This window comes from Streptomyces sp. NRRL F-2580 (assembly GCF_000720115.1).
In the GTDB taxonomy this organism is placed as follows: Bacteria; Actinomycetota; Actinomycetes; order Streptomycetales; family Streptomycetaceae; genus Streptomyces.
In genome coordinates, this window is sequence record NZ_JOIR01000010.1 from 248,605 (window position 1) to 271,098 (window position 22,494).

The following is a 22,494-nucleotide window of genomic DNA, read 5'->3' on the forward strand; positions in this document are numbered from 1 at the left end:
TGCGGAGTGAGGAACAATGAGGGTTCTGCCGGGGCGGGTTATCGCGGGCCCCGGCCGCCGGGTCGCTCAGCCGCCGGGGCAGGCGGAGCAGCGGCAGGATCGCAGAGGGGACGCATGTCGAAGCCGGAGCACACCGAGTCACCTGCGGGGTCGCCTGCGGCGACGCCTGACAGTGTGAAGTCTTCGGCTGGCCGCGCGCCTTCCGGGGCACCTGTGGCGAAGCCCGTCCGTGAGGAGCCGGCCGTCGCGGCCGAGGCGGCGAAGCCGAGCAGCGAGCAGGCGGAGGCCGAGGGCGCGCCTGCGGCGGAGCCTGACGACGCGAAGGCTGCCGGGTCGCCCGCGGCGAAGCCCGAGCCCGAGGACGCCCGGCCGGTGTCCGCGAGGCCGAAGCTGAGCAAGGGCGCGCCTGCGGCGGCGAAGGCCGAGCCTTCCGGCGTACCCGCCGACGTGGCGAAGCCCGGCAACGCCGAGGGGGCCGCCGCGAAGCCGAAGCTGAGCAAGGCCGCGCCTGCGGCCAAGTCCGAGGCCGAGCCCGAAGACGCGAAGCCCGTGGCCGGAGCTTCGGCTGCGAAGCCGGGGGCGGGAGCGGGGAAGGCCGCGCCGACCAAGGCGGGCGAAGGGGTCAACCCCGTAGTCGAGAAGGCGGATGCCATGGCGGCCGCCGTCAAGGCCGCGGCGGCGAAGGCGGCCGGCGGCGGGCAGGACGAGGGACGCCTGCTGGCCGGGCGGTACCGGCTGGGAGCCGTGCTGGGCAAGGGCGGCATGGGTACCGTCTGGCGGGCCCAGGACGAGACCCTGGGCCGCACGGTCGCCGTCAAGGAGCTCCGCTTCAGCACCGGCGTCGACGAGGACGAGAAGCGCCGCCTCATCACCCGCACCCTGCGCGAGGCCAAGGCCATCGCCCGGATCCGCAGCGGCGGCGCCGTCACCGTCTACGACGTCGTCGACGAGGACGGCCGGCCGTGGATCGTCATGGAGCTCATCGAGGGCCCCTCGCTCGCCGAGTTCGTACGGGAGAACGGTCCGCTGACCCCCCGTCGCGCCGCCGAGGTCGGCCTCGCCGTGCTCGACGTGCTGCGCGCCGCGCACGGCCAGGGCATCCTCCACCGCGACGTCAAGCCCTCCAACGTGCTCATCGCCGGAAACGGCCGTGTCGTCCTCACCGACTTCGGTATCGCGCAGGTGGAAGGCGACCCCTCCGTCACCTCCACCGGCATGCTCGTCGGCGCCCCCTCCTACATCTCCCCCGAGCGCGCCCGCGGCCAGAAGCCCGGCCCGCCCGCCGACATGTGGTCGCTCGGCGGCCTGCTGTACGCCTCGGTCGAGGGAGTGCCCCCGTACGACAAGGGCTCCGCGCTCGCCACCCTCACCGCGGTGATGACCGAGCCCGTGGACCCGCCGAAGAACGCCGGACCGCTGGCCGAGGTCATCTACGGCCTGCTGGTCAAGGACCCCGCGCTGCGGCTCGACGACGCCCGGGCGCGGGCCCTGCTCACCGCCGTGGTCAACGCGCCCGAGCCGGTGCCGGCCCCCGTGGCCGCCCCGGCCGCCGCCGAGGAGACCCGGCAGATATCGCTCGCGGACGCCAAGGCGGCCGCGGAGAAGGCCGCCGCGGAGAAGGCGGCCGAGAAGGCGGCGAAGAAGGAACGCGAACGCCGCGAGCGCGAGCAGCGCGAACGCGCCCGCGCCGCACTGAAGTCGGCCCGCAAGGCGGCCACCGCCGCGGCGGCCACGCCGGCCGTCTCGGCCGCGGAGCCGCCGAAGGCCAAGCCGTCCCCCGTCGCGGCGCCGCTCACCGACGTCATGCCCCGGCGCACCATCGCGCTCGCGATAGCGGCCGTGGTCGTGGTGCTGGCCGTGGTCGGCTCGCTGATCGCCTACGCCATGAGCGGCGACGACAAGGGCGCCAAGAACGAGGGCAAGGGCGGGCAGCCGAGCGCCTCCGCCCCCAACAAGCAGGCCTCCCCGAAGCCCTCGGGGAACACCGGCGATTCGGCCGGCAACGGCAACGGCAGTGCGGGCGCCGGTGCCAATGGCGGTACCGGCACCGGCACCACCACCGGTACAGGCGGCGAGCCCGGCCAGGGCCAGCAGTCCCCGGCCGCGAGCCAGGGTCAGGGCGCCACCTCCGGCGGCGCCGGCGGCGCCGCGCTCCCGGCGGGATACGCCATGATGCAGGAATTCGGGTTCCACTTCTCGATGGCGATGCCCGAGGGCTTCAAGCTCATAGACATAGCGGGCGAGAACTCCGGCGGCATATACGCCCGCGAAAGCGGCGGCTTCCCCCGGATCCAGGTCGACTACACCAAAAAGCCGGGCGACGACGCGCGCCTCGCCTGGACCAACTCGGTCGCCAATGTGGCCGGCAGCAGCAAGGGATACCGCACGCTCCGGATCGACCAAGTGGACTACCGGGGCTATCCGACCGTCGCGGACTGGGAGTTCGAGCGGGAGCAGAAGGGGATGAAGGTCCGGGTGCTCAACCGCGGCTTCAAGCTGGACGCCACGCACGGCTACGCCATCATGATCAGCTGCGCCGCCGACCAGTGGGACGGCGCCGAGTGCACCCAGATGCGCAACACCGCCTTCGAGACCTTCCAGCCGCTCGGCTGACCCCGGGACGCGGGCGCCCCCGGCGACGTATCGTGTCAGCGGGGCCCTGGGGGGCCCGACGCACTCGGGGGAGGCGATGTGGAGGAGTACGCGGGCCGGATCCTGGCCGGCCGCTACCGTCTGCCGCTGCCGCCGTCCGACGAGTACGAGCTGGTCGAGACCCGGGCCTTCGACACGCGCAGCGGGCAGGAAGTCCTCGTCCGGCAGGTGCCGTTGCCGGAGGTCGTGGACGCCGAGTTGCTGGACGGGCCGCGGCCCGTCCCGGCGGCGGCGCGCCGCTCGCCCGGCGATCTGCCGGCCGTGCGGCGTGCCATCGAGGCGGCGCAGGCGGCGGCCTCGATTCCGGACCATCCCCGGCTGGACCAGGTCTTCGACGTGTTCGCCGAGGGCGAGTCGCTGTGGATAGTGAGCGAACTCGTCCCGGCCAGGCCGCTGGCCGCGCTGATAGCCGATGAACCGCTCAGTCCCTACAGGGCGGCTGAGGTGGCGTCGGACGTCCTGACCGCGCTGCGGGTGCTGCACGCGCACGGCTGGACGCACCGGAACATCACCGTCCGGACGGTGCTGGTGTGCGACGACGGCCGGGTCGTGCTGACGGGCCTGGCGGCCGGCGCGGCGGAGGAGGCCCTGTGCGGCTACGACCCCGTCCCGAGCGCCGCCGACTCCGACGGCGGAGGGGGCTGGGGCGCGGCTCCCGCCACGGCTCCCGCCCCGGCTCCGGCTCCGGGTCCGGGGTGGACTCCCGCGCCGGGGCCTGCCCCTGCGCCTGCCCCTGCCTCGACTCCGACTCCGGCCCCGACGGCCGCCCCCGCCCCGGCGCCCGAGCCCGGTCCCGCGCCGGACACCTCCGCCGGGTACGCCCCGCTCGTGGCTCCCGGGTACGACACCGGACCCCGGTACACCGATCACATCACCCCGGACCGACCACAGGACCGGCCCGACCTCCAGGCCGCCGCGCGGGCCGGGGCCATCGCCGCCTACCGGGCCGGGGCGCGGGCCGCCGCCGCCAAGGTCGGCGAGCAGCGCCAGACAGATCCCGTCGTGGTGCCGGAGCAGAGGCCGCACGGGTCGACCCTCCCGCAGGGGTACTCGTACCCGTACGGCGGCCCGGAGACGGCCTCCGCCGCCCCCTGGCACGGTGCGACCCCCCGCAACCGCCCGGCGCTGCCGGCCCCGCAGGAGCCGGACCCGCAGGAGGCGCCGGACCAGGAGCCGGCCCGGGACGCTCAGGCCCCGCAGGAGCCCCCGGCAGGGCCGCAGCCCGGGCCCGTGCCGGAACCGCACCGCCGGGCCGACCCACCGGCGCAGCCGCCCGCGCTGCCCGCCCAACTCGCCCTGCCGCAGGGCTACCACCAGGCCGAAGCCCCGAACCTGCCGTCCCCGGCCCCGGCCCCGTCCTCGGCCCCCGTGCCGGCACCCGCCGACCCCGATCGTCCGCAGCCGGCCGGTCCCGGTCCCGGTCCCGGTCCCGGTCCCGGTCCCGGTCCCGGTCCCGGTCCCGCCGCGGCCGGCTGGGCCGGACCCCGGACCGGGCTGGACGCCGAGCGGGCGCGCCAGACGCGCATGGCCGTCGTCGGCGCCGTCACCGAGCGCTGGGCTCCCGAACAGGCCGGCCCCGTCCTCGGGCACTGGCAGCTGGCGCCCCCCGTCGGGCCCGCCACCGACCTCTGGGCGCTCGGCGCCCTGCTGTACCGCGCGGTGCAGGGGCACGCCCCGTACCCCGAGGACAGCGTCGCCGAGCTCGTCGACATGGTCTGTGCCGAACCGCCCGCCTTCGCCGAGGAGTGCGGGGCGCTGCGCCCGGTCGTGGAGTCGCTGCTGCGTCAGGACCCGACCGAGCGGCCCGACTTCGAGGAGCTCCGCGGCTGGCTGCGCTCGCTCGTACGGTCCGCCCCGGAGCCGGACGCCGGGTTCGGGATGCTCCCGATGCCGGAGCCGGATCCCGCGCGGCTGCCCGTCGTACGCCGCCGCGGCGAGGTCCACGGGCGGCACCGCAATCCCGCCGCGCCCCGCAAGCCGCGCGCCCTCGGCCGGGCCCTGCTCGTCGGGATCCTGGTCCTGCTGGCCGGGGCCGTGGCGTACGCGATGCTGTTCATGCCCCGCTCCGGCACCCCGGAGCAGCAGGGTGACGCCCGCGGGAGCACCGCGCGGCCGTCGTCGAAGCCGAGTCCCTCGCAGGTGCCCACCGGTACGCCCGAGTCGAAGCCCGCGCCGCAGACGACCGCGCCCGCCTCGTCACCGGCCGCCCCCGCTTCCGCCCCGCCCGGCTACACCACGCAGCAGGACCCGGAGCACTTCGAGATCGCCGTCCCCGAGGGCTGGGAGCGGCGCGGGATCAACGAGTCGGGCCAGGTGCGGTACACCAACGGGCCGTTCGTCCTGACGGTGGTCCCCGGCCGGGACAAGGTCCAGGGCAATCCCGACCCGGCGGCGTACCAGAAGGACAAGGAGCCGGAGCTGACCCCGTACCGCACGTCCACCTGGTCGACCGTCGGGGACGTCAAGACCACCAAGGTGGGCCAGCAGCTGCAGGCCACGGGCCGGTACACGTGGATCGACGGGACCGGCCGCAACGTCTTCGCCCGCAACTTCGTCGTCGCGCTGGGCGGCAGCTACCACGTCGTCCTGGTCACGGGCCCGGAGGACGAGCAGTCCAAGGTCACCGAGGTCTTCGAAAAGGCCACGACGAGTTACAAGTCGGGCGGATGAGCGGATACTGACGACGGATCAGTACGGCGATTGCGTCACAGTGCGGCCTTTCGGCGGCCGGGCGGTTCCGGCAGCCCCCGTGGGCTCCGTAATCTGGCCTGAAGTGCAGAGAGCGGCGGGATTTCGTGGAACAGCAGACAGGTGGGGGCGCCGTGCTGGCGGGCCGGTACCGGCTCGTCGAGCCGATCGGCCGCGGCGGCATGGGCAAGGTGTGGCGCGCGCATGACGAGCTGCTCCACAGGACCGTCGCGGTCAAGGAACTGACGGCGGGTCTGTACGTCGCCCAGGCGGACCGGGACGTCATGCACGCCCGGACGCAGAAGGAGGCCCGGGCGGCGGCCAGGATCCAGCATCCGGCGGTGGTCGTCGTGCACGACGTGCTGGAGCACGACGACCGGCCGTGGATCGTCATGGAGTACATCGACGGCCCCTCCCTCGCCGAGGCGGCCAAGGCGGCCGGGCGGATCGAGCCCCGCGAGGCGGCCCGGATCGGGCTGCACGTGCTGGGCGCGCTGCGCGCCGCCCACGCGGTCGGCGTACTGCACCGCGACGTGAAGCCGGGCAACGTGCTGCTGGCCAAGGACGGCCGGGTGCTGCTCACGGACTTCGGGATCGCCGCGATCGAGGGCGACTCCTCGATCACGCGGACCGGCGAGATCGTCGGTTCCATCGACTACCTGGCTCCCGAGCGGGTCACCGGCGGGATCCCCGATCCGTCCTCGGACCTGTGGTCGCTGGGCGCCACCCTCTACACGGCGGTGGAGGCGCGCTCGCCGTTCCGCCGTACGTCGCCCATCTCCAGCCTGCAGGCCGTGGTGAACGACGAGCCGCCGGCCCTGCGCCAGGCCGGGGCCCTGGGCCCGGTCATCACGGCCCTGCTGCGCAAGGACCCGGTGGAGCGTCCTTCGGCCGACGAGGCCGAGCGGATGCTGCTGGAGGCGATGGAGGGCCGGGAGCCGAAGGCGGCGCAGGCGTACGTGCCGACGCGCGCGGTGACCCAGGACGAACTGGCCCCGGCGCAGGAGCCGTCCGCCGAGCCGGCCGCGCCGGCGGAGCGCGGGCACACGGCGGCGCAGCCGGCCGCGCAGACGACCTCGCAGACGGCCCCGCTGCCGGAACCCGCCGCGACCGCGCCGGTACCCGCGCCCGTGGACCCGGGGAGCGGCTGGCTCAAGCGGGCCGCGGGCATCGCCCTGGTGGCGGCGCTGCTCGGTGGCGGCGGTGTGTTCGGGGTGCTCAAGTACACCGGCGACGCGGGGAGCGGCGGCGCGGACAAGAACGTCAACGCCCCCGACGTGAAGGACGGGGGCGGGAAGCCGCAGGCTGCGGCCCCGCCGGCCGGCTACACCAAGGTCACCGACCCCATCGCCGGCTTCACCCTGTTCGTCCCGGAGGGCTGGACGCGCAAGGCGAACGGCGACCAGATCGACTACACCCCGGACGACGGGAAGCACTTCATCCGGATCGCCTCCGACTCCACCCCGGACTACGGGACCCCGTTGGAGCACCTGGTCGACCTGGAGAAGCAGGTGGCGAAGCGGACCGACTACAAGAAGGTGCGGATGAACCAGAACACCTTCCGGGACAGCACCCGGGCCGCGCTCTGGGACTTCAGCTGGACGGAGAAGCAGAACCACCCCGGTCCGCGCAGGGCCAAGGAGCAGATGTACGTGGCCCAGGACGGCACGGAGTACGCCATCTACATGTCGAGCCCGGTCGCCGACTGGGCCACGACCGAGCAGCAGTTCGACATCGTGCTCAGCGGCTGGGAGTCGCCCGCCCAGAAGCCCTGATCCCGTCATCCTGCCAGCGATCACTGGCGGAAATGGCAAAATCCGGTTACCGGCGGGTACCCAAAGACTGTCCGGCGCAATACGCTCACCGGCATGACGGACTCGCAGGCCCCGGCCCCCCTCCGCACCGCACCGGAACCCACCAACCCGGTCGCCCCGGCCCCGGCCGGTGCCCGCACCGCCGCCGACGTGGTGACCCCCGATCTGGTCGCCCGGCTGACCCGCGGAGTGCTCGGCTCCGGGCGCACCGCCAACCACACACCCTTCACCGGGGACCGGCTGGCTGAGCTCCCCGAGGCCACCCCCGAGGACGTGGCCGAGGCCTTCGAACGGGCCCGCGCCGCCCAGCCCGCCTGGGCGGCCGTCCCCGTCGCCAAGCGGGCGGCCGTGCTCCTGCGCTTCCACGACCTGGTCCTGGACCGGCAGGCCGAGGTCCTCGACCTGATCCAGCTGGAGACCGGCAAGGCACGCCTGCACGCCCACGAGGAGGTCCAGGCGGTCGCCATCGCCGCCCGCCACTATGGCAGGAAGGCACCCTCGTACCTGCGCCCCAAGGGCCACACGGGCGCCATGCCCACCCTCACCAAGGTCACCGAACTGCGCCAGCCGCGCGGGGTCGTCGGCCAGATCGCCCCCTGGAACTACCCCCTGGAGCTGTCGGTCGGCGACGCCCTGCCCGCCTTCGTCTCCGGCAACGCCCTCGTCATGAAGCCCGACACCGAGACCGCCCTGACCGCCCTGTGGGCCCGCGACCTGCTCATCGAAGCCGGGCTGCCCGCCGACGTCTTCCAGATCGTCCTCGGCGAGGGCCCGGTCGTCGGCCCCGAGGTGGTCCGGCACGCCGACTACGTCTCCTTCACCGGCTCCACCCGCACCGGCCGCGAGGTCGCCCGGGGCGCGGCCGACCGTCTCGTCGGGGTCTCCCTCGAACTCGGCGGCAAGAACGCCATGCTCGTCCTGCACGACGCCGACGTGGAGAAGGCCGCCGCGGGCGCCGTCCGCGCCTGCTTCTCCTCCGCGGGCCAGCTCTGCATCTCCATCGAGCGGCTCTACGTCCACGCCTCGATCGCCGACGCCTTCGTCGAGCGGTTCGCCGCCCGCACCAAGGCCATGCGGCTCGGCAGCTCGCTGGCCTACGGCGCCGACATGGGCTCCCTGGTCGGCGAGCGCCAGCTGGAGACCGTACAGCGGCACGTGGACGAGGCCGTCGCCAAGGGCGCCACCCTCGTCGCCGGCGGCACCGCCCGCCCCGACATCGGCCCCCTCTTCTACGAGCCCACCATCCTCGACGGGGTCGAGGCGCCGATGGCGGTGTGCGGCGAGGAGACCTTCGGCCCGGTCGTCTCGATCTACCGCTTCACCGACGAGGACCAGGCCATCGCCGAGGCCAACGCCACCGCCTACGGCCTGAACTCCAGCGTCTGGAGCAAGGACGCCCGCCGCGGCCACTCCGTCGCCGTCCGCCTGCGCACCGGCACCGTCAACATCAACGAGGGCTACGCCCCCGCCTACGGCAGCGCCCGGGCCCCCATGGGCGGCATGAAGGACTCCGGCCTCGGCCGCCGCCACGGCTCCGAGGGCATCCTCAAGTACACCGAGGCCCAGACCGTCGCCCACCAGCGGCTGCTCCCCATGGCGCCCTCGCTGGGCATGGACGACGAGAAGTACGCGGCGTTCATGACCCGCAGCCTCAAGATCATGAAGGCCCTCCGACTGCGCTAAGGGGTATCCGTGTCGCACGACGACGCATCCGACGCCGCATACGACTACGACGTCATCGTCATCGGATCGGGCTTCGGCGGCTCGGTCTCGGCCCTGCGCCTGACCGAGAAGGGCTACCGGGTCGGCGTCCTGGAGGCAGGGCGCCGTTTCACCCGCGAGAGCCTGCCGAAGAACAGCTGGGACCTGCGGAACTACCTGTGGGCCCCGGCCCTCGGGCTGTACGGGATCCAGCGGATCCACCTGCTCGGCAACGTCATGGTGCTCGCGGGCGCCGGCGTGGGCGGCGGCTCGCTCAACTACGCCAACACCCTGTACGTGCCGCCCACCGCCTTCTTCGAGGACCGGCAGTGGGCGTCCATCACCGACTGGCGCGACGAACTGGCCCCGTACTACGACCAGGCCCAGCGGATGCTCGGGGTGCGCCTCAACCCGACCATGACCCCCTCCGACGTCCACCTCAAGGCCGCCGCCGAGCAGATGGGCGTGGCGGACACCTTCCACATGGCCCCGGTCGGCGTCTTCTTCGGAGACGGGGACGACGCCGAGGGGCACGCGAAGGCCCGCCCCGGCCAGGAGGTCCCCGACCCGTACTTCGGCGGCGCAGGCCCCTCCCGCAAGGCCTGCACCGAATGCGGCGAGTGCATGACCGGCTGCCGGCACGGGGCGAAGAACACCCTCAACGAGAACTACCTGCACCTCGCCGAGCGCGCCGGCGCCGTCATCCACCCCATGACGACCGTCACCGCCCTGGCCGACCACCCCGAGGGCGGCTACCGCGTCCGCACGGTCCCCACCGACGGCCGCCGCCGGGGGAAGGCCAAGGTGCTGCGCGCCCGGTACGTGGTCGTCGCGGCGGGCACCTACGGCACGCAGACCCTGCTGCACACGATGAAGGACCGCGGAGAGCTCCCGCGCCTCTCCGAGCGGCTCGGGGAGCTGACCCGGACCAACTCCGAGGGCCTGGTCGGCGCGCAGACCGACGACCGCCGCTACCGCAGACGGCACGGCGACGGCCCCGGCAAGGGGCAGCGGGCCGACTTCACCCGGGGCGTGGCGATCACCTCGTCCGTGCACCCCAACGCGGACACCCACATCGAGCCGGTCCGCTACGGCAAGGGCTCCAACGCCATGGGGTTCATGACCATCCTCCAGGTCCCCCACAGCAGGCACCGGGTCCGCGCCTGGCTGGCCAGGACCGCGAAGCACCCGGTGCAGCTGGCCCGTTCGCTGTCCAACCGGCGCTGGTCGGAGCGGACCATCATCGGCCTCGTCATGCAGTCGCTGGACAACTCGCTGACCACGTACCGCAAGCCCGGCGGGATCGGGAAGGGCCTGCTCACCGCCCGCCAGGGCCACGGCGCCCCCAACCCGGTGCAGATCGCGGAGGCCACCCGGGCCGCGACCCTGCTGGCCGAGGAGATCAACGGCTTCCCGGGCAGCAACATCGGCGAGTTGATGGGGACCCCGCTGACCGCGCACTTCCTCGGCGGCTGCCCGATCGGGGCGTCGGCGCAGGAGGGCGTGGTGGACCCCTACCACCGGCTCTACGGGCACCCGGGCATCTCGGTGGTGGACGGCTCGGCCGTCTCCGCGAACCTCGGGGTCAATCCGTCGCTGACGATCACGGCGCAAGCGGAACGGGCGATGTCGTACTGGCCGAACAAGGGCGAGCAGGATCCGCGGCCCGGACAAGGGGCGGCGTACGTCCGCCTGGAGGCGGTGGAGCCGGCCCGTCCGGCGGTCCCGAAGGAGGCCTTCGGCGCGCTGCGCCTGCCGTTCCTGGCGGTTCCCGAGGTTCCGCCGCGCCGGTCATGACGGCGGCGGGTACCGCGCTCCCCCTCCGAGCGCGGTACCCGCCGCGGTACATAGGTGACAGATGTTCAGCCTTGATGGTTGTACCGGAATCTGGCGGGCCGGTCTGTGGCGTCGATCACACAGGGAAGTGTGCAACTGCGACTGATCTTCGTCAGTCAACGGCTGCATGAGAAAGCGCATCTCCTTGCTGGCTGCCTGCGGCCTCGCGGCCGTGGCGCTGGCCACCACTCCCGCACACGCGGCGGACCCCGAATTCCGGCTGGCCGGCCCGGCCGAGACCGGCCTGCGCCCCCACCCCGGCGCCGGCGGTCAGCCGCAGAAGACCTCGGTCGAGTTCCGGGTCCTCAACGGCACCGACAAGACCTTCGACCGCCAGAGCACCTTCACGATCGACCTCACCCCGCTCAAGGGCGTCGCCGACGTCACGCTCGCCGAGCACCAGAGCTCGGACTGCACGCTCACCGCCACGGCCGTCACCTGCAAGCGCTGGGCGCTGTGGACGGGCGACTCCACCGTCGTGGACCTGAAGCTCACCGCGGCCAAGGACAGCACGGTCGGCGCGACCGCGGACCTCACGCTGACCGGCAAGGCCGAGGGCGCCACCTTCAAGGCCGCCACCACCAAGGTCCGGGTCGGCGGCCCCGACCTGGTGCTGGAGCCCGCCGCGCTCAAGGCGGAGCAGAAGCCGGGCGACAAGCAGGACCTGCCGATCATCTTCGCCAACAAGGGCACGGAGCCCGTCCGGGGCGTGCTGCTCGAAGTGCGCACCACGCACGGCATCGGCCTGGTGGAGCGGTACGACAACTGCTCCTACTCCGAGGACACGGGCGCGGACCGGTCGCGGAACACGGGCTGGACCACGGCGCAGTGCCTGCTCGAAGGCGAGTACCTGCCGGGCAAGGTCTACGGGGTCGAGGGCGCGCTGACCCTCAAGGCCGCCCCGCACGCCTTCGTCGACGCGGTGACCTACGCGGTGTACGCGAACGGCGACCAGCCGAAGGCCGACAAGCTCCGCAAGGCCGCCGGCGGCAAGCAGCTGACCCTGAAGGAGCGGGCGCCCAAGGCCTCCGCGCAGGTGGTGGACCTCGACCCCTGGAACAACGTCCAGGAGTTCGACTTCGCGACGCGCAACACCGCCGACCTCGTGGCCACGCCCGTGTCCCTCAAGGGCAAGGCCGGCGAGACGGTGCGGGCCGAGTTCGGCTTCCGCAACAACGGCCCCGCGTGGGTTGCGTACCTGCGTTCCGGTGAGGACGTCGCCCGTACGGACATCGTGATCCCGGCGGGCGCGAAGGTCACCAAGGTGCCGGAGCGCTGCCAGGGGGTCAACGCCGACGGCACCCACCGCGAGCAGACCCTGGGCGCGCCGCGCTACTTCTGCTCCACCGGTCACGTCGTGGGGGAGAAGGAGAACTTCGCCTACCCGTTCGAGCTGAAGATCGAGACGGTCGTCGAGGACGCCAAGGGCTCCGTCTCGGTCGGCCAGTGGACGCCGGGCGGCACCCAGCCCCAGCGGTGGGACCCGAACCACGCCAACAACAAGGCGGCCCTCGTGATCAACGCGAAGGGCGGCGGCACCACGCCGAGCCCGACGCCCACGACCTCGGCGACCCCGAGCGCCTCGGCCACCCCGACCGCGACCCCGACCGCTTCGGCGACCCCGGGCAGCGGCGCCGGCGCGAAGGCGAACGGCGGCCTGGCCTCCACCGGCACATCGGCCGAGACGATCGCCTTCGGCGGCGCCGCGCTGGTGGCCGCGGGCGGCGCACTGGTCCTGGCGTTCCGCCGCAAGGCCGCCGGGCGCGCGTAACCGCGTACGCGCGACGGAACAGAACGGCCGGCCCGGGGCGTCCCCAGGGCCGGCCGTCCTCAAGGGGTGACCGGGCTGCTGTCCCCTGCCGTCCGGTCACGCGAAGGAGCGAGGTCCCACGACGCACGCTCCACGGGGCGTACGTCTCATCGCTCCCGGCGGAGCCACGCGTGGTGATGCGGTTCCACGGCTGGCTGCCGCGGTCATCCTCACCAACGAAGGGTCCTGGGGGCGGTCACGGGTCCGGAAGGGTGACGAACAGCCGTCACACGCGGCCCCGGCACAGCTCCAGCAGGGTCATGGCGAGGGCCGTGCCGGGCTTTCCGAGGGCGTCGCTCCAATGCGAGAGCACCTCCATCTCGCGGGTCAGGTGCACCCGGCGGCCGCCCGACGCGATCCGGGCGTCCTGGATGACCGTCGAGACGGCCATCCGCTCCTGGATCAGCCCGATGATCCGGTCGTCGATGGCGTCGATGCGCATCCGGGAGTCGGTGATCAGCTGCTCGGGGGTGGTGGTGATCGTGGTCATGGTCTTCTCTCCTGTCGGGTGTGGCCCGCAGGTCCGGAGGAACGCCAGAGCGCCCCGGTCCTGTCGGACCGGGGCGCTCTGGGAAGTCAGCGGCTCAAGCGAGCATCACGAGGACCCATGGCGACCGGACCGGCCGGTGCCATAGGTAAAGAGGAAGCTCAGCTGCTTGCGCATGAAGGGGATTATTGCCTTCCGTCCCGCTCCAGGCCAAGCCGATTCGGATGGTGAGACGAAGAGGGACTGACGGCCCCCGTTAGAATCGACAAAACAGCCACCTCTTCCGCCGGAAGGCCGCCCCGTGCCAGAAGCACCCTCCGCCGCCCACGACAGCGCCCCGGACACGGTTCTCGTCGTCGACTTCGGCGCCCAGTACGCCCAGCTCATCGCCCGCCGCGTCCGCGAGGCACGGGTCTACAGCGAGATCGTGCCGAGCTCGATGCCCGTCGACGAGATGCTGGCCAAGAACCCCAAGGCGATCATCCTCTCCGGCGGACCGTCCTCCGTGTACGAAGCGGGCGCCCCGCAGCTCGACCGTGCCATCTTCGAGGCCGGGGTCCCCCTCTTCGGCATGTGCTACGGCTTCCAGCTGATGGCGACCACCCTCGGCGGGCAGGTCGACAACACCGGCGCCCGTGAGTACGGCCGCACCCCGCTGGCCGTCTCGAAGGCCGGCTCCACCCTCTTCGAGGGCACCCCCGAGAACCAGTCGGTGTGGATGTCCCACGGCGACGCCTGCTCCGCCGCCCCCGAGGGCTTCACCGTCACCGCGTCGACGAACGTCGTCCCGGTCGCCGCCTTCGAGAACGACGAGAAGAAGCTGTACGGCGTGCAGTACCACCCCGAGGTGATGCACTCCACGCACGGCCAGCAGATCCTGGAGCACTTCCTCTACCGCGGCGCCGGCCTCGCCCCCACCTGGACCACCGGCAACATCGTCGAGGAGCAGGTCGCGGCCATCCGCGAGCAGGTCGGCGACAAGCGCGCCATCTGCGGCCTCTCCGGCGGCGTGGACTCGGCGGTCGCCGCGGCCCTCGTCCAGAAGGCCATCGGCAAGCAGCTGACCTGCGTGTACGTCGACCACGGTCTGATGCGCAAGGGTGAGACCGAGCAGGTCGAGAAGGACTTCGTCGCCGCCACCGGTGTGCAGCTGAAGGTCGTCGACGCGCAGGAACGCTTCCTGAACGCGCTCGCCGGCGTCTCCGACCCGGAGACCAAGCGCAAGATCATCGGCCGCGAGTTCATCCGCGTCTTCGAGCAGGCCCAGCTGGAGATCCTCCAGGAGGAGGGCCCCGCGGTCGCCTTCCTCGTCCAGGGCACCCTGTACCCGGACGTCGTCGAGTCCGGCGGCGGCACCGGCACCGCGAACATCAAGTCCCACCACAATGTCGGCGGGCTCCCCGACGACATCGAGTTCGAGCTCGTCGAGCCGCTGCGCCAGCTGTTCAAGGACGAGGTCCGGATGGTCGGCCAGGAGCTCGGCCTGCCGGACGAGATCGTCCAGCGCCAGCCCTTCCCGGGCCCCGGCCTCGGCATCCGCATCGTCGGCGAGGTCACCAAGGAGCGCCTGGACCTGCTGCGCGAGGCCGACGCCATCGCCCGCCACGAGCTCACCGCGGCCGGTCTGGACCGCGAGATCTGGCAGTGCCCGGTCGTGCTGCTCGCGGACGTCCGCAGCGTCGGCGTCCAGGGCGACGGCCGCACCTACGGCCACCCGATCGTGCTGCGCCCCGTCTCCTCCGAGGACGCGATGACCGCGGACTGGACGCGCATGCCGTACGAGGTGCTCGCGCGGATCTCCACCCGCATCACCAACGAGGTGCCGGAGGTGAACCGGGTGGTCCTCGACTGCACGAGCAAGCCCCCGGGCACCATCGAGTGGGAGTAATCCCCGAGTAGTCCCCGAGCAGTACCCGGCACCGCACGAAACGAAGCCGCCGCTCCCCTCCGGAGCGGCGGCTTCGTCGTATGTATGGCCAGTTCGCGGGGGCGCCGGTACTTTGCGCCGCGACCCGAGGACGACCGTGGGCGAACGCAGCGACCGTAAAGGAGGGCCCCATGCCGGACCGGCCCGTACCCGTGCCCGTGGAGCGGCTCGGTTTCGAGATGCCGCCCGTGCACGACACCGTCGAGGCGGCGCGCGCCCACCGCAAGGAGCGGCTCGCCGGGGCGCTGCGGCTGCTGGGCCGGCTGGGGTACGAGGACGGGGTGGCCGGGCAGGTCACCGCGCGGGACCCGGAGTTCGAGGACTGCTACTGGGTGAACCCCTTCGGGCTGCCCTTCGCCGCGCTCACCGCCGGCGACCTGCTGCTGGTGGACGGGGACGGGCGGGTGGTCCGCGGGGAGCGCCGGGTCAACGAGCTGGCCTTCGCCGTGCACGCGGCGGTCCACCGGGAGCGCCCCGAGGTGGTGTCCGTGGTCCGCGCGCAGGCCCCGTACGGCCGCGCCCTGGCGGCGCTGGGCGAGCTGCTGGCCCCGATCACCGAGGAGGCCTGTGCCTTCTACGAGGACCACGCGCTGCTGGACGAGTACGCGGGGACCGAGTCGGCCGGCCGGATCGCGCTCGCGCTGGGCCCGTACAAGGCGCTGATCCTGCGCAACCGCGGGGTGCTGACGGTGGGGGACTCGGTGGACGCCGCCACGTGGTGGTTCATCGCGGCGGAGCGGGCGGCGCAGGTGCAGCTGATCGCGCGGGGGGCCGGGAAGCCGGTGCTGATCGACCACCGGGCCGCGGTCGCCACCCGTGGGCGGTTCGGGTCCGATCTGGCCGCGTGGGTGAGCTGTCAGCCGCTGCTCCGCGAGGGGGACACGCCGGTGGCGTCAACATCATGAACCGTTAATCACCTGCTCTGACATCGTGCGCAATCCGGAGCACTGCCGCAGTGGTGCACAATTCGCTGGCATTGCACCGTAGTTCAGAGAGGCGGCACGTCCGTGGCTGTCCAAGAGATGTCCAGAGGTACCCATACCACGGCCTGCACCTGCGAGGAGTGCGCACGTGAGGGCCACCGCCGCGCCGTCGTCGCGTTCTTGGAGAAGCGCGACGAGTTCGCCTCCGGGCTGGGCGTGCCCGCCGCCGTGGCCCACTCGCTTGGCGCCTCCCGCCAGTGGGTCTCCGACGAGCTGACCCTGTCGGCCCGTACCGTCGCCGACCGGGGCCGGGAGGCCGGGAACTCCTGGCTGTACCTGTTCTCGCGGCGGGCCGTCCTCGCCGTGTGGATCGCCGCCGGGGTGCTGCTGCTGGTCCAGGTCGCCGCCGCGCTCGGCACCGGCTGGTCCCCGGCGCGCACCGCCGGGCTGCTGGCGGCCGTGGTGCTGGCCGTGCTGCTCACGGTCGCCGCCCGCGCCCAGTCGGTGCGCGGCGGGCTGCTGGCCCCGCTGGTCGGTGAGGACAACCGGCTCTCCACCTCCAAGGCGGTGCCCGGCGCCTGGGTGGTGCTGACGGCGTTCGCCACGCTGCTGCCCGCGCTGCGGCTGGCCGCCTCGGTGCCCGGCCCCGAGCGGCAGGCGCTGTACGCGGGCCTCGCACTGGACCGGGCGCTGCCGCTGCTGGCGGTGGTCTCGCTGACCTCGGGGGTGGCGGTGCTCGTACGCCGGGTGGTGTCCGTACGGATCATGGGGCAGCGGCTGCAGAAGCTGCCGGCGGACAGGCCGCGCGGAGTGGACCTGCTGACGGACGACGCGGGCCGCGGGAGCTTCCCGGACGCGCAGTACGTGCTCGTCTCGACGGTGGTGCTGGCGTACGCGGCGGCGTCGCTGGCCCGCTTCCCGGACCGGCTGCCGCAGCTGCCCTGGGCCCTGGCCCTGCTGGTGGCGCTGTCGGCGGCGGTGTACCTGGCGGCGAAGTACGCGGAGGGCACCCGCCCGCTCGTGCTGTCGGTGGTGCGCAGACGGGAGCCCGGGGACCTGGACGCGGCCGTCCGCCCCGGGGACGACATCGAGATCCGGGGCGTGGGCTTCGTGCCGCCCGGGGCGCAGACGCCGGAGATGCTGGCCCGGCTGGTGGTGCGGATCGGGGCGGTGCACGTGCACGTGCCGCTGGTCCCGGTGCCGGGCGGGTTCACGAACCCCTCCGACACCGTGCTGACGGTGCCGGTCCCGGCGGAAGTGGAACCGGGCCGCATCGAGATCCAGGTGGTCACGGCCGCCGGAGTGGAATCCAACCGCTGCACCATCGACGTTGCCGAGTGATCGGGGTACACATGTCCCGTGACTCGAACCGATGTTCTTGAAGCCGAAGCCCCTCGTGACGCGGTGGGCCTGCGCGAGCTGGCGTCCCGGCACGCGCTGCTGCCCCTGCGGATCTTCCTGGGCGTGACCTTCGTATACGCGGGGCTGGACAAACTGACCGACTCCGCGTTCCTCTCCGCCAGCGGTGACGGATCCATCGGCGACCTGATGCGCGGGGTGCGCGACACCTCCGCGGTCCCCGCCCTGGTGGACCTGTCGCTGAACTCCCCCGTCGGCTTCGCCGTGGCCCTGGCCATCGGGGAGATCCTGGTGGGCCTCGGAACCCTGGTCGGACTGCTGACCCGTGTCGCGGCCCTCGGCGGGGCGCTGATCGCGCTCAGCCTGTGGCTCACGGTGTCGTGGGCGGTGACCCCGTACTACTACGGCAACGACCTCATCTACCTGATGGCCTGGATCCCGCTGATCCTCGCCGGAGCCCCCTACCTGTCGCTGGACTCCGTGATCCGGTCGCGCCTGTCCCGGCGTACGGCGTAGGTCACCATCCCGACCAGGGCGGCGAACGAGAGACCGCCCAAGGTCATCGGGATGACGAGGAACCACGGCAGGTCGGCCTCGCCGGTCGCGTCGAGCAGGTACAGCACGCCCGCCGCGACGAGGACCAGCCCCGCGAGGAGCCGTCCGGGCTGGAACTCATGACGCCGCACGGGCCACCTCCACCTGTCCCACACCCGTGTTCAGGTGCAGCTCGATCGTTCCGCCGGCTTCGGTGCCGGCGGCCGGCGCCAGCGTCGCCCGCCGGTGTTCGCCGCCGCTGCGGATCCGTACGTCCCGGCTCGTCTCCCCGGGCATGTGGATGTCGCCCAGGCGGACCGAGACGTCGGCCTCGGCCGTCACCTCGCGCGGCAGGATCACCTTGAGCTGACCCGCGTCGAGCGAGGCACGCACCGGGACGGTCGCGCCCTTCGGCACGTCCAGGCGGCTCAGGTCCAGGACGGCGAGCCCGGTGCCCGCCTCGTACGACGGCCGTACGTCGGCCACCGCGGCGGGCCGCCATTCGGTCCGCCGCCAGTCGGTGCCGATCTCGCTCGGGAGCGCCGAGGCCACGGCGAGGAGCCCGGCGGTGACGACCGCGAGCAGGATGGTGCCGAAGCCGGTGCGGCCCTTGACCGAGCTGACGGCGAGGCCCAGGCCGAAGACGGCCAGCGCGCCGGCGAGGCCGATCTGCAGGGCGTGGCCGAGGGTGCTGCCCTCCCACACCGAGGCGGTGGAGACGATCCCGGCCAGCAGGGCCAGTACGAACACCCGGCCGCCGATCCCGCCGCGCGGGCGGGGCGCCGTCGGGACCGCTTTGGGGACCGCCGCGGCGATCGGGCCCGGTGCGCCGGCGACCGCGTCGTCGTCCGGTCCCCACAGGTAGCCGGTCGACCCGACGGGGCCGGTGGTGCCGTCCTTGACGAGCGGGTCCCGCCACCAGGAGGGTCCGCCGGGCGCCGGCGGGGCCTGGGTCTCGGGGGTCGGCGGGCGGTGGCCCGCCGCGTCCTCCGCCTTCGGCGGGAAGGTGTGCCGGTGCCGCTGCGACCAATACGCCGCCCCGCCCAGGGCGAGGGCGGCCAGCACCGAGAAGACCGCCAGCCCGCCGTTGTCCAGCATCGACAGGAACAGCGCGCAGCCCACCAGGGCCGCGAACACCGCGGCCAGCGTGGCGCCTTCGACCCGGCCGGTCAGCAGCTTCTTCGCCTCGCTGTCCTCCTCTCCCTCCTGGGGGAGCAGCAGCCACGCGAAGCCGTAGAAGATCAGGCCGACGCCGCCGGTGACCGCGAGGACACCGAGGACGATGCGGAAGACCACCGGGTCCAGGTCGAAGTACCGGCCCAGGCCGCCGCACACGCCCGCGAGGACCTTGTCGCGCTTGCTGCGGCGCAGGGGCGGCCGGGCGTCGGCTGCCGGGGGACCCCCGGCGTCCGCCGCCGGGGCTTCGTGTACTTCGGTCATGGGTCCATGGTGACGGGCCGCGGTGGCGCCCGGCACCGGGCCCTACCCTGGCGCAACCCTGATATCCCCCGTGGAGAAGTGGGGGGATGCCCTGATGCCGGGCCGCGGCCGCGCGTGTGACCCTTGGTGACATGCCCGTAGCCGCCGCTCCCCGTACCCCGCACGCACCGGACGTCGACGAACCACCGCAGCGCAAGCTCTACCGCAGCGCGGACGGCCGGATGCTCGGCGGCGTCGCGCGCGGTCTCGCGGGGCACCTCGGGCTGCCCGTGATCTGGGTCCGGCTCGCGTTCCTCGGCCTGTTCATGTGGGGCGACGGGCTGGGCGTGCTCCTGTACGCCGCGTTCTGGGTCTTCGTGCCGCTCGGCGTCGGCGGCCGCAGCGGGCACCGCTCCTTCTTCGAGACGCTCTCCGACGGCAGCCGCCGCCTGCGCAAGCCCGACCGCGGGCAGATCGCCGCGCTGATCGCCCTGTCCGTCGGCGCGGGCATCTTCATCTCGAAGGTCCAGGTCGGCGGCGCCTCCGGCCGGTACGTGTGGCCGACGCTGCTCGTCGGGGCCGGTGTGGTCCTCGTATGGCGGCAGGCCGACAACGCCCGCCGCGCCCACTGGACCACGGCCGCCGGGCGGCACGGGCGCCTGTTCCAGGTGGCCCGCGCCCTCGCCGGAGTCGCCCTCGTCGGTGTGGGCCTGACCGTCTTCCTCGTCGTACGGGGCTCCGCCGCGCAGCTCGGCAACGTCCTCACCGCCACCCTCGCCGTCCTCGTCGGCGTCGCCCTGCTCGCCGGACCCTGGCTGATCCGGATGACCCAGGACCTCTCCGAGGAACGCCTGATGCGCATCCGCGCCCAGGAGCGCGCCGAGGTCGCCGCGCACGTGCACGACTCGGTGCTGCACACCCTCACCCTGATCCAGCGCAACGCGGAGGACGTCGGCGAGGTGCGCCGGCTCGCGCGGGCGCAGGAACGGGAGCTGCGGAACTGGCTGTACAAGCCCGAGGGCACCGGCAAGGAGGAGGGGGAGGAGCCCGCCACCCTGGCGGACGCCGTGAAGAAGACCGCCGCCGAGGTGGAGGACCACCACGGCGTCCCCATCGAGGTCGTCGTCGTCGGCGACTGCCCGCTCGACGAGAGGCTGGCGGCACAGGTCCAGGCCGCGCGCGAGGCGATGGTCAACGCCGCCAAGTACGGTGGCGAGGGCGGGCCCGTGCAGGTGTACGCGGAGGTGGAGGGGCGGACCGTCTTCGTGTCCGTACGGGACCGGGGGCCGGGCTTCGACATCGACGCGGTACCGGACGACCGCATGGGCGTACGAGAATCGATCATCGGCCGGATGCAGCGCAACGGCGGGACCGCACGGCTGCGGTCCGCGCCCGACGGCGGCACGGAAGTCGAGCTGGAGATGGAGAGGGCGGCGAACGCAGGATGACCGAGGACAGCGCTGTGACGGAGACCAGGAGGGTCCGGGTGGTCCTCGTCGACGACCACCGGATGTTCCGCACCGGAGTGCAGGCCGAGATCGGCGAGACCGCGCGGACCGGGGTCGAGGTCGTCGGCGAGGCCGCCGACGTCGACCAGGCCGTCACCGTCATCACCGCCACCCGGCCCGAGGTGGTCCTGCTCGACGTGCACCTGCCCGGCGGCGGCGGGGTCGAGGTGCTGCGCCGCTGCGCCCCGCTGATGGCGGCGGCCGAGAACCCGGTGCGGTTCCTCGCGCTGTCGGTGTCCGACGCGGCCGAGGACGTCATCGGGGTGATCCGGGGCGGCGCGCGCGGCTACGTCACCAAGACCATCACCGGCACCGACCTGGTGGACTCGATCTTCCGCGTGCAGGACGGGGACGCGGTGTTCTCGCCGCGGCTGGCGGGCTTCGTGCTCGACGCCTTCGCGTCGACGGACGCGCCGCCGGTGGACGAGGACCTGGACCGGCTCACCCAGCGCGAGCGCGAGGTGCTGCGGCTGATCGCGCGCGGGTACGCGTACAAGGAGATCGCCAAGCAGCTCTTCATCTCGGTGAAGACGGTGGAATCGCACGTCTCGGCCGTGCTCCGGAAGCTCCAGCTGTCCAACCGCCACGAGCTGACCCGCTGGGCGACGGCCCGCCGCCTGGTGTGACGTACCGCCCGCTCTGACCTGCGGGTGTGACCCACACCGCAGGTCGGACGGGCAACCGGGGCAGGTCGCGCCGCCCTCTACGGTGGCGTGATGAGCTTGACGGGGACCCCCTTCTTCGTGACCGTGATCGCGCTGACCGCGATCGCCGTCGTCCTGCCGCTGGCCGTGTGGAGCAAGGTGCGCGGGCCCGCCGTCATGCGCACCGCCGTACGCGCGCTGATGATGGTGTTCGCGCAGGTCACCGCCGTCGCGGTGGTGTTCGTCGCGGTCAACAGGGCCGAACACTTCTACGCGTCCTGGGGCGACCTGTTCGGCACCGGGAAGTACGTCACCGCAGCCCCCGACCTCGGCCCGGACGGGCTCGGCGGGAAGAAGGTCGAAGAGGCCCCGAAGGTCAAGCAGCAGTTCCAGCCCGTCGAGGGCCTCGGCGGCCGGGTCCGGAAGACCGAGCTCGACGGCAGGATATCCGGGGTCAAGGGCGACGTCATGGTGTGGCTGCCGCCGCAGTACGACGACCCGGCCTACAAGGACAAGAAGTTCCCGGTGGTCGAGCTGATCCCGGGCATACCGGGGACGGGCAAGTCCTGGTTCCAGGGGCTCAAGGCGCACGAGGTGCTGGAGCCGCTGATGAAGAGCGGCAAGGTGCAGCCGTTCATCCTGGTCTCGCCGCGCGCCATGCTCGTCGGCAACGGCGACACAGGCTGCGCGAACATCCCCGGCAAGGTCAACGCGGACAGCTGGTTCAGCGTCGACGTCCGCAAGATGGTCGTCGACAACTTCCGAGCCTCGGAGGAGGCCCGCACCTGGGGCGTGGCGGGCTACTCGGCCGGCGCCTACTGCGCCGCCAAGCTGGCGATCCTGCACCCCGACCGCTACAGCGCGGCCGTCTCCCTGTCCGGCTACAACGACCCCGGCCAGGAACCCTCCTCACTGGTCGCACAAGACCCGCAGCTGCGCACCACGCACAACCTGAAGAACCTGCTCAAGGCCGCGCCCACGCCGCCGGCGGTGTCGCTGTGGATGTCGGGGGCCGAGCAGGACGGCTACCTGTCCGGCATGGACCTGAAGGGCCTCGCGCAGAAGCCGACCGCGGTGCACGCGGAGAAGGTGGTCGGCGGCCACAACCTCGAATCGTGGTCCAAGCAGCTGCCGCAGACGTTCGGCTGGCTGAGCGGCATCGTCAAGGCGCCGTAGGCCGCGCCGGGCCCGA

The 22,494-nt window shown here is 73.0% G+C and carries 16 protein-coding genes; 13 read left to right on the top strand and 3 right to left on the bottom strand.

Annotation, left to right across the window (positions count from 1 at the left end; translation table 11 throughout):
* Positions 1-114: 114 nt before the first annotated feature.
* The 6 genes from IF88_RS0113000 (at position 115) to IF88_RS0113025 (ending at position 12,462) form a co-directional block, all read left to right on the top strand.
* The gene (locus IF88_RS0113000) at positions 115-2,613 is read left to right on the top strand and encodes a protein kinase domain-containing protein (protein WP_107050526.1); all 2,499 of its coding nucleotides are present in this window, start codon (positions 115-117) and stop codon (positions 2,611-2,613) included.
* A gap of 78 nt (positions 2,614-2,691) precedes the next feature.
* Positions 2,692-5,322 (top strand): protein kinase, encoded by a 2,631-nt coding sequence (locus IF88_RS0113005; protein WP_030710425.1) that lies wholly within the window; start codon positions 2,692-2,694, stop codon positions 5,320-5,322.
* A gap of 125 nt (positions 5,323-5,447) precedes the next feature.
* Complete coding sequence (locus IF88_RS0113010; RefSeq protein ID WP_030710428.1) at positions 5,448-7,115, top strand: serine/threonine-protein kinase; 1,668 nt, start codon at positions 5,448-5,450, stop codon at positions 7,113-7,115.
* A gap of 93 nt (positions 7,116-7,208) precedes the next feature.
* On the top strand, positions 7,209-8,837 hold the full coding sequence (locus IF88_RS0113015) for a succinic semialdehyde dehydrogenase (RefSeq protein ID WP_030710430.1): 1,629 nt from the start codon (positions 7,209-7,211) through the stop codon (positions 8,835-8,837).
* 9 nt (positions 8,838-8,846) lie between these two features.
* Complete coding sequence (locus IF88_RS0113020; protein WP_030710431.1) at positions 8,847-10,652, top strand: GMC oxidoreductase; 1,806 nt, start codon at positions 8,847-8,849, stop codon at positions 10,650-10,652.
* Positions 10,653-10,818: 166 nt separating this feature from the next.
* Positions 10,819-12,462 (top strand): LPXTG cell wall anchor domain-containing protein, encoded by a 1,644-nt coding sequence (locus tag IF88_RS0113025; RefSeq protein ID WP_030710432.1) that lies wholly within the window; start codon positions 10,819-10,821, stop codon positions 12,460-12,462.
* 265 nt (positions 12,463-12,727) lie between these two features.
* Here the strand turns inward: IF88_RS0113025 and IF88_RS0113030 are convergent, their stop codons facing one another.
* Complete coding sequence (locus IF88_RS0113030; protein ID WP_030710433.1) at positions 12,728-12,991, bottom strand: chorismate mutase; 264 nt, start codon at positions 12,989-12,991, stop codon at positions 12,728-12,730.
* A gap of 298 nt (positions 12,992-13,289) precedes the next feature.
* Here IF88_RS0113030 and guaA point away from each other — a divergent pair, with 298 nt between their 5' ends.
* The 4 genes from guaA to IF88_RS0113050 all read left to right on the top strand — a co-directional run bounded on the left by guaA (position 13,290) and on the right by IF88_RS0113050 (position 17,713).
* Positions 13,290-14,876, top strand: a complete 1,587-nt coding sequence (gene guaA / locus IF88_RS0113035) for a glutamine-hydrolyzing GMP synthase (RefSeq protein WP_030710434.1) — start codon at positions 13,290-13,292, stop codon at positions 14,874-14,876.
* A gap of 170 nt (positions 14,877-15,046) precedes the next feature.
* Positions 15,047-15,820, top strand: coding sequence for a class II aldolase/adducin family protein (locus tag IF88_RS0113040; protein WP_030710436.1), 774 nt, complete (start codon positions 15,047-15,049; stop codon positions 15,818-15,820).
* 102 nt (positions 15,821-15,922) lie between these two features.
* Positions 15,923-17,179, top strand: coding sequence for a hypothetical protein (locus IF88_RS0113045; RefSeq protein ID WP_030710438.1), 1,257 nt, complete (start codon positions 15,923-15,925; stop codon positions 17,177-17,179).
* A gap of 18 nt (positions 17,180-17,197) precedes the next feature.
* Positions 17,198-17,713 carry a TQO small subunit DoxD gene (locus IF88_RS0113050; RefSeq protein WP_030710440.1) on the top strand — a complete coding sequence of 172 codons (516 nt, stop codon included), beginning with the start codon at positions 17,198-17,200 and terminating at the stop codon, positions 17,711-17,713.
* On the opposite strand, the gene IF88_RS0113055 is transcribed toward IF88_RS0113050, so the two are convergent.
* The gene (locus tag IF88_RS0113055) at positions 17,659-17,883 is read right to left on the bottom strand and encodes a hypothetical protein (RefSeq protein ID WP_037805804.1); all 225 of its coding nucleotides are present in this window, start codon (positions 17,881-17,883) and stop codon (positions 17,659-17,661) included. The genes IF88_RS0113050 and IF88_RS0113055 overlap by 55 nt on opposite strands.
* Positions 17,870-19,171 carry a PspC domain-containing protein gene (locus IF88_RS0113060; protein WP_030710444.1) on the bottom strand — a complete coding sequence of 434 codons (1,302 nt, stop codon included), beginning with the start codon at positions 19,169-19,171 and terminating at the stop codon, positions 17,870-17,872. Before IF88_RS0113060 ends, IF88_RS0113055 begins: the two co-directional genes overlap by 14 nt.
* 131 nt (positions 19,172-19,302) lie before the next feature.
* Between IF88_RS0113060 and IF88_RS0113065 the strand changes: the two genes are divergently transcribed.
* The 3 genes from IF88_RS0113065 (at position 19,303) to IF88_RS0113075 (ending at position 22,478) form a co-directional block, all read left to right on the top strand.
* Positions 19,303-20,598, top strand: coding sequence for an ATP-binding protein (locus IF88_RS0113065; RefSeq protein ID WP_030710446.1), 1,296 nt, complete (start codon positions 19,303-19,305; stop codon positions 20,596-20,598).
* Positions 20,595-21,284: a LuxR C-terminal-related transcriptional regulator gene (locus tag IF88_RS0113070; RefSeq protein WP_030710448.1), complete on the top strand. Its 690-nt coding sequence runs from the start codon at positions 20,595-20,597 to the stop codon at positions 21,282-21,284. The genes IF88_RS0113065 and IF88_RS0113070 overlap by 4 nt, the downstream gene beginning before the upstream one ends.
* A gap of 90 nt (positions 21,285-21,374) precedes the next feature.
* Positions 21,375-22,478 (top strand): alpha/beta hydrolase, encoded by a 1,104-nt coding sequence (locus tag IF88_RS0113075; RefSeq protein WP_030710450.1) that lies wholly within the window; start codon positions 21,375-21,377, stop codon positions 22,476-22,478.
* Positions 22,479-22,494 lie beyond the last annotated feature (16 nt).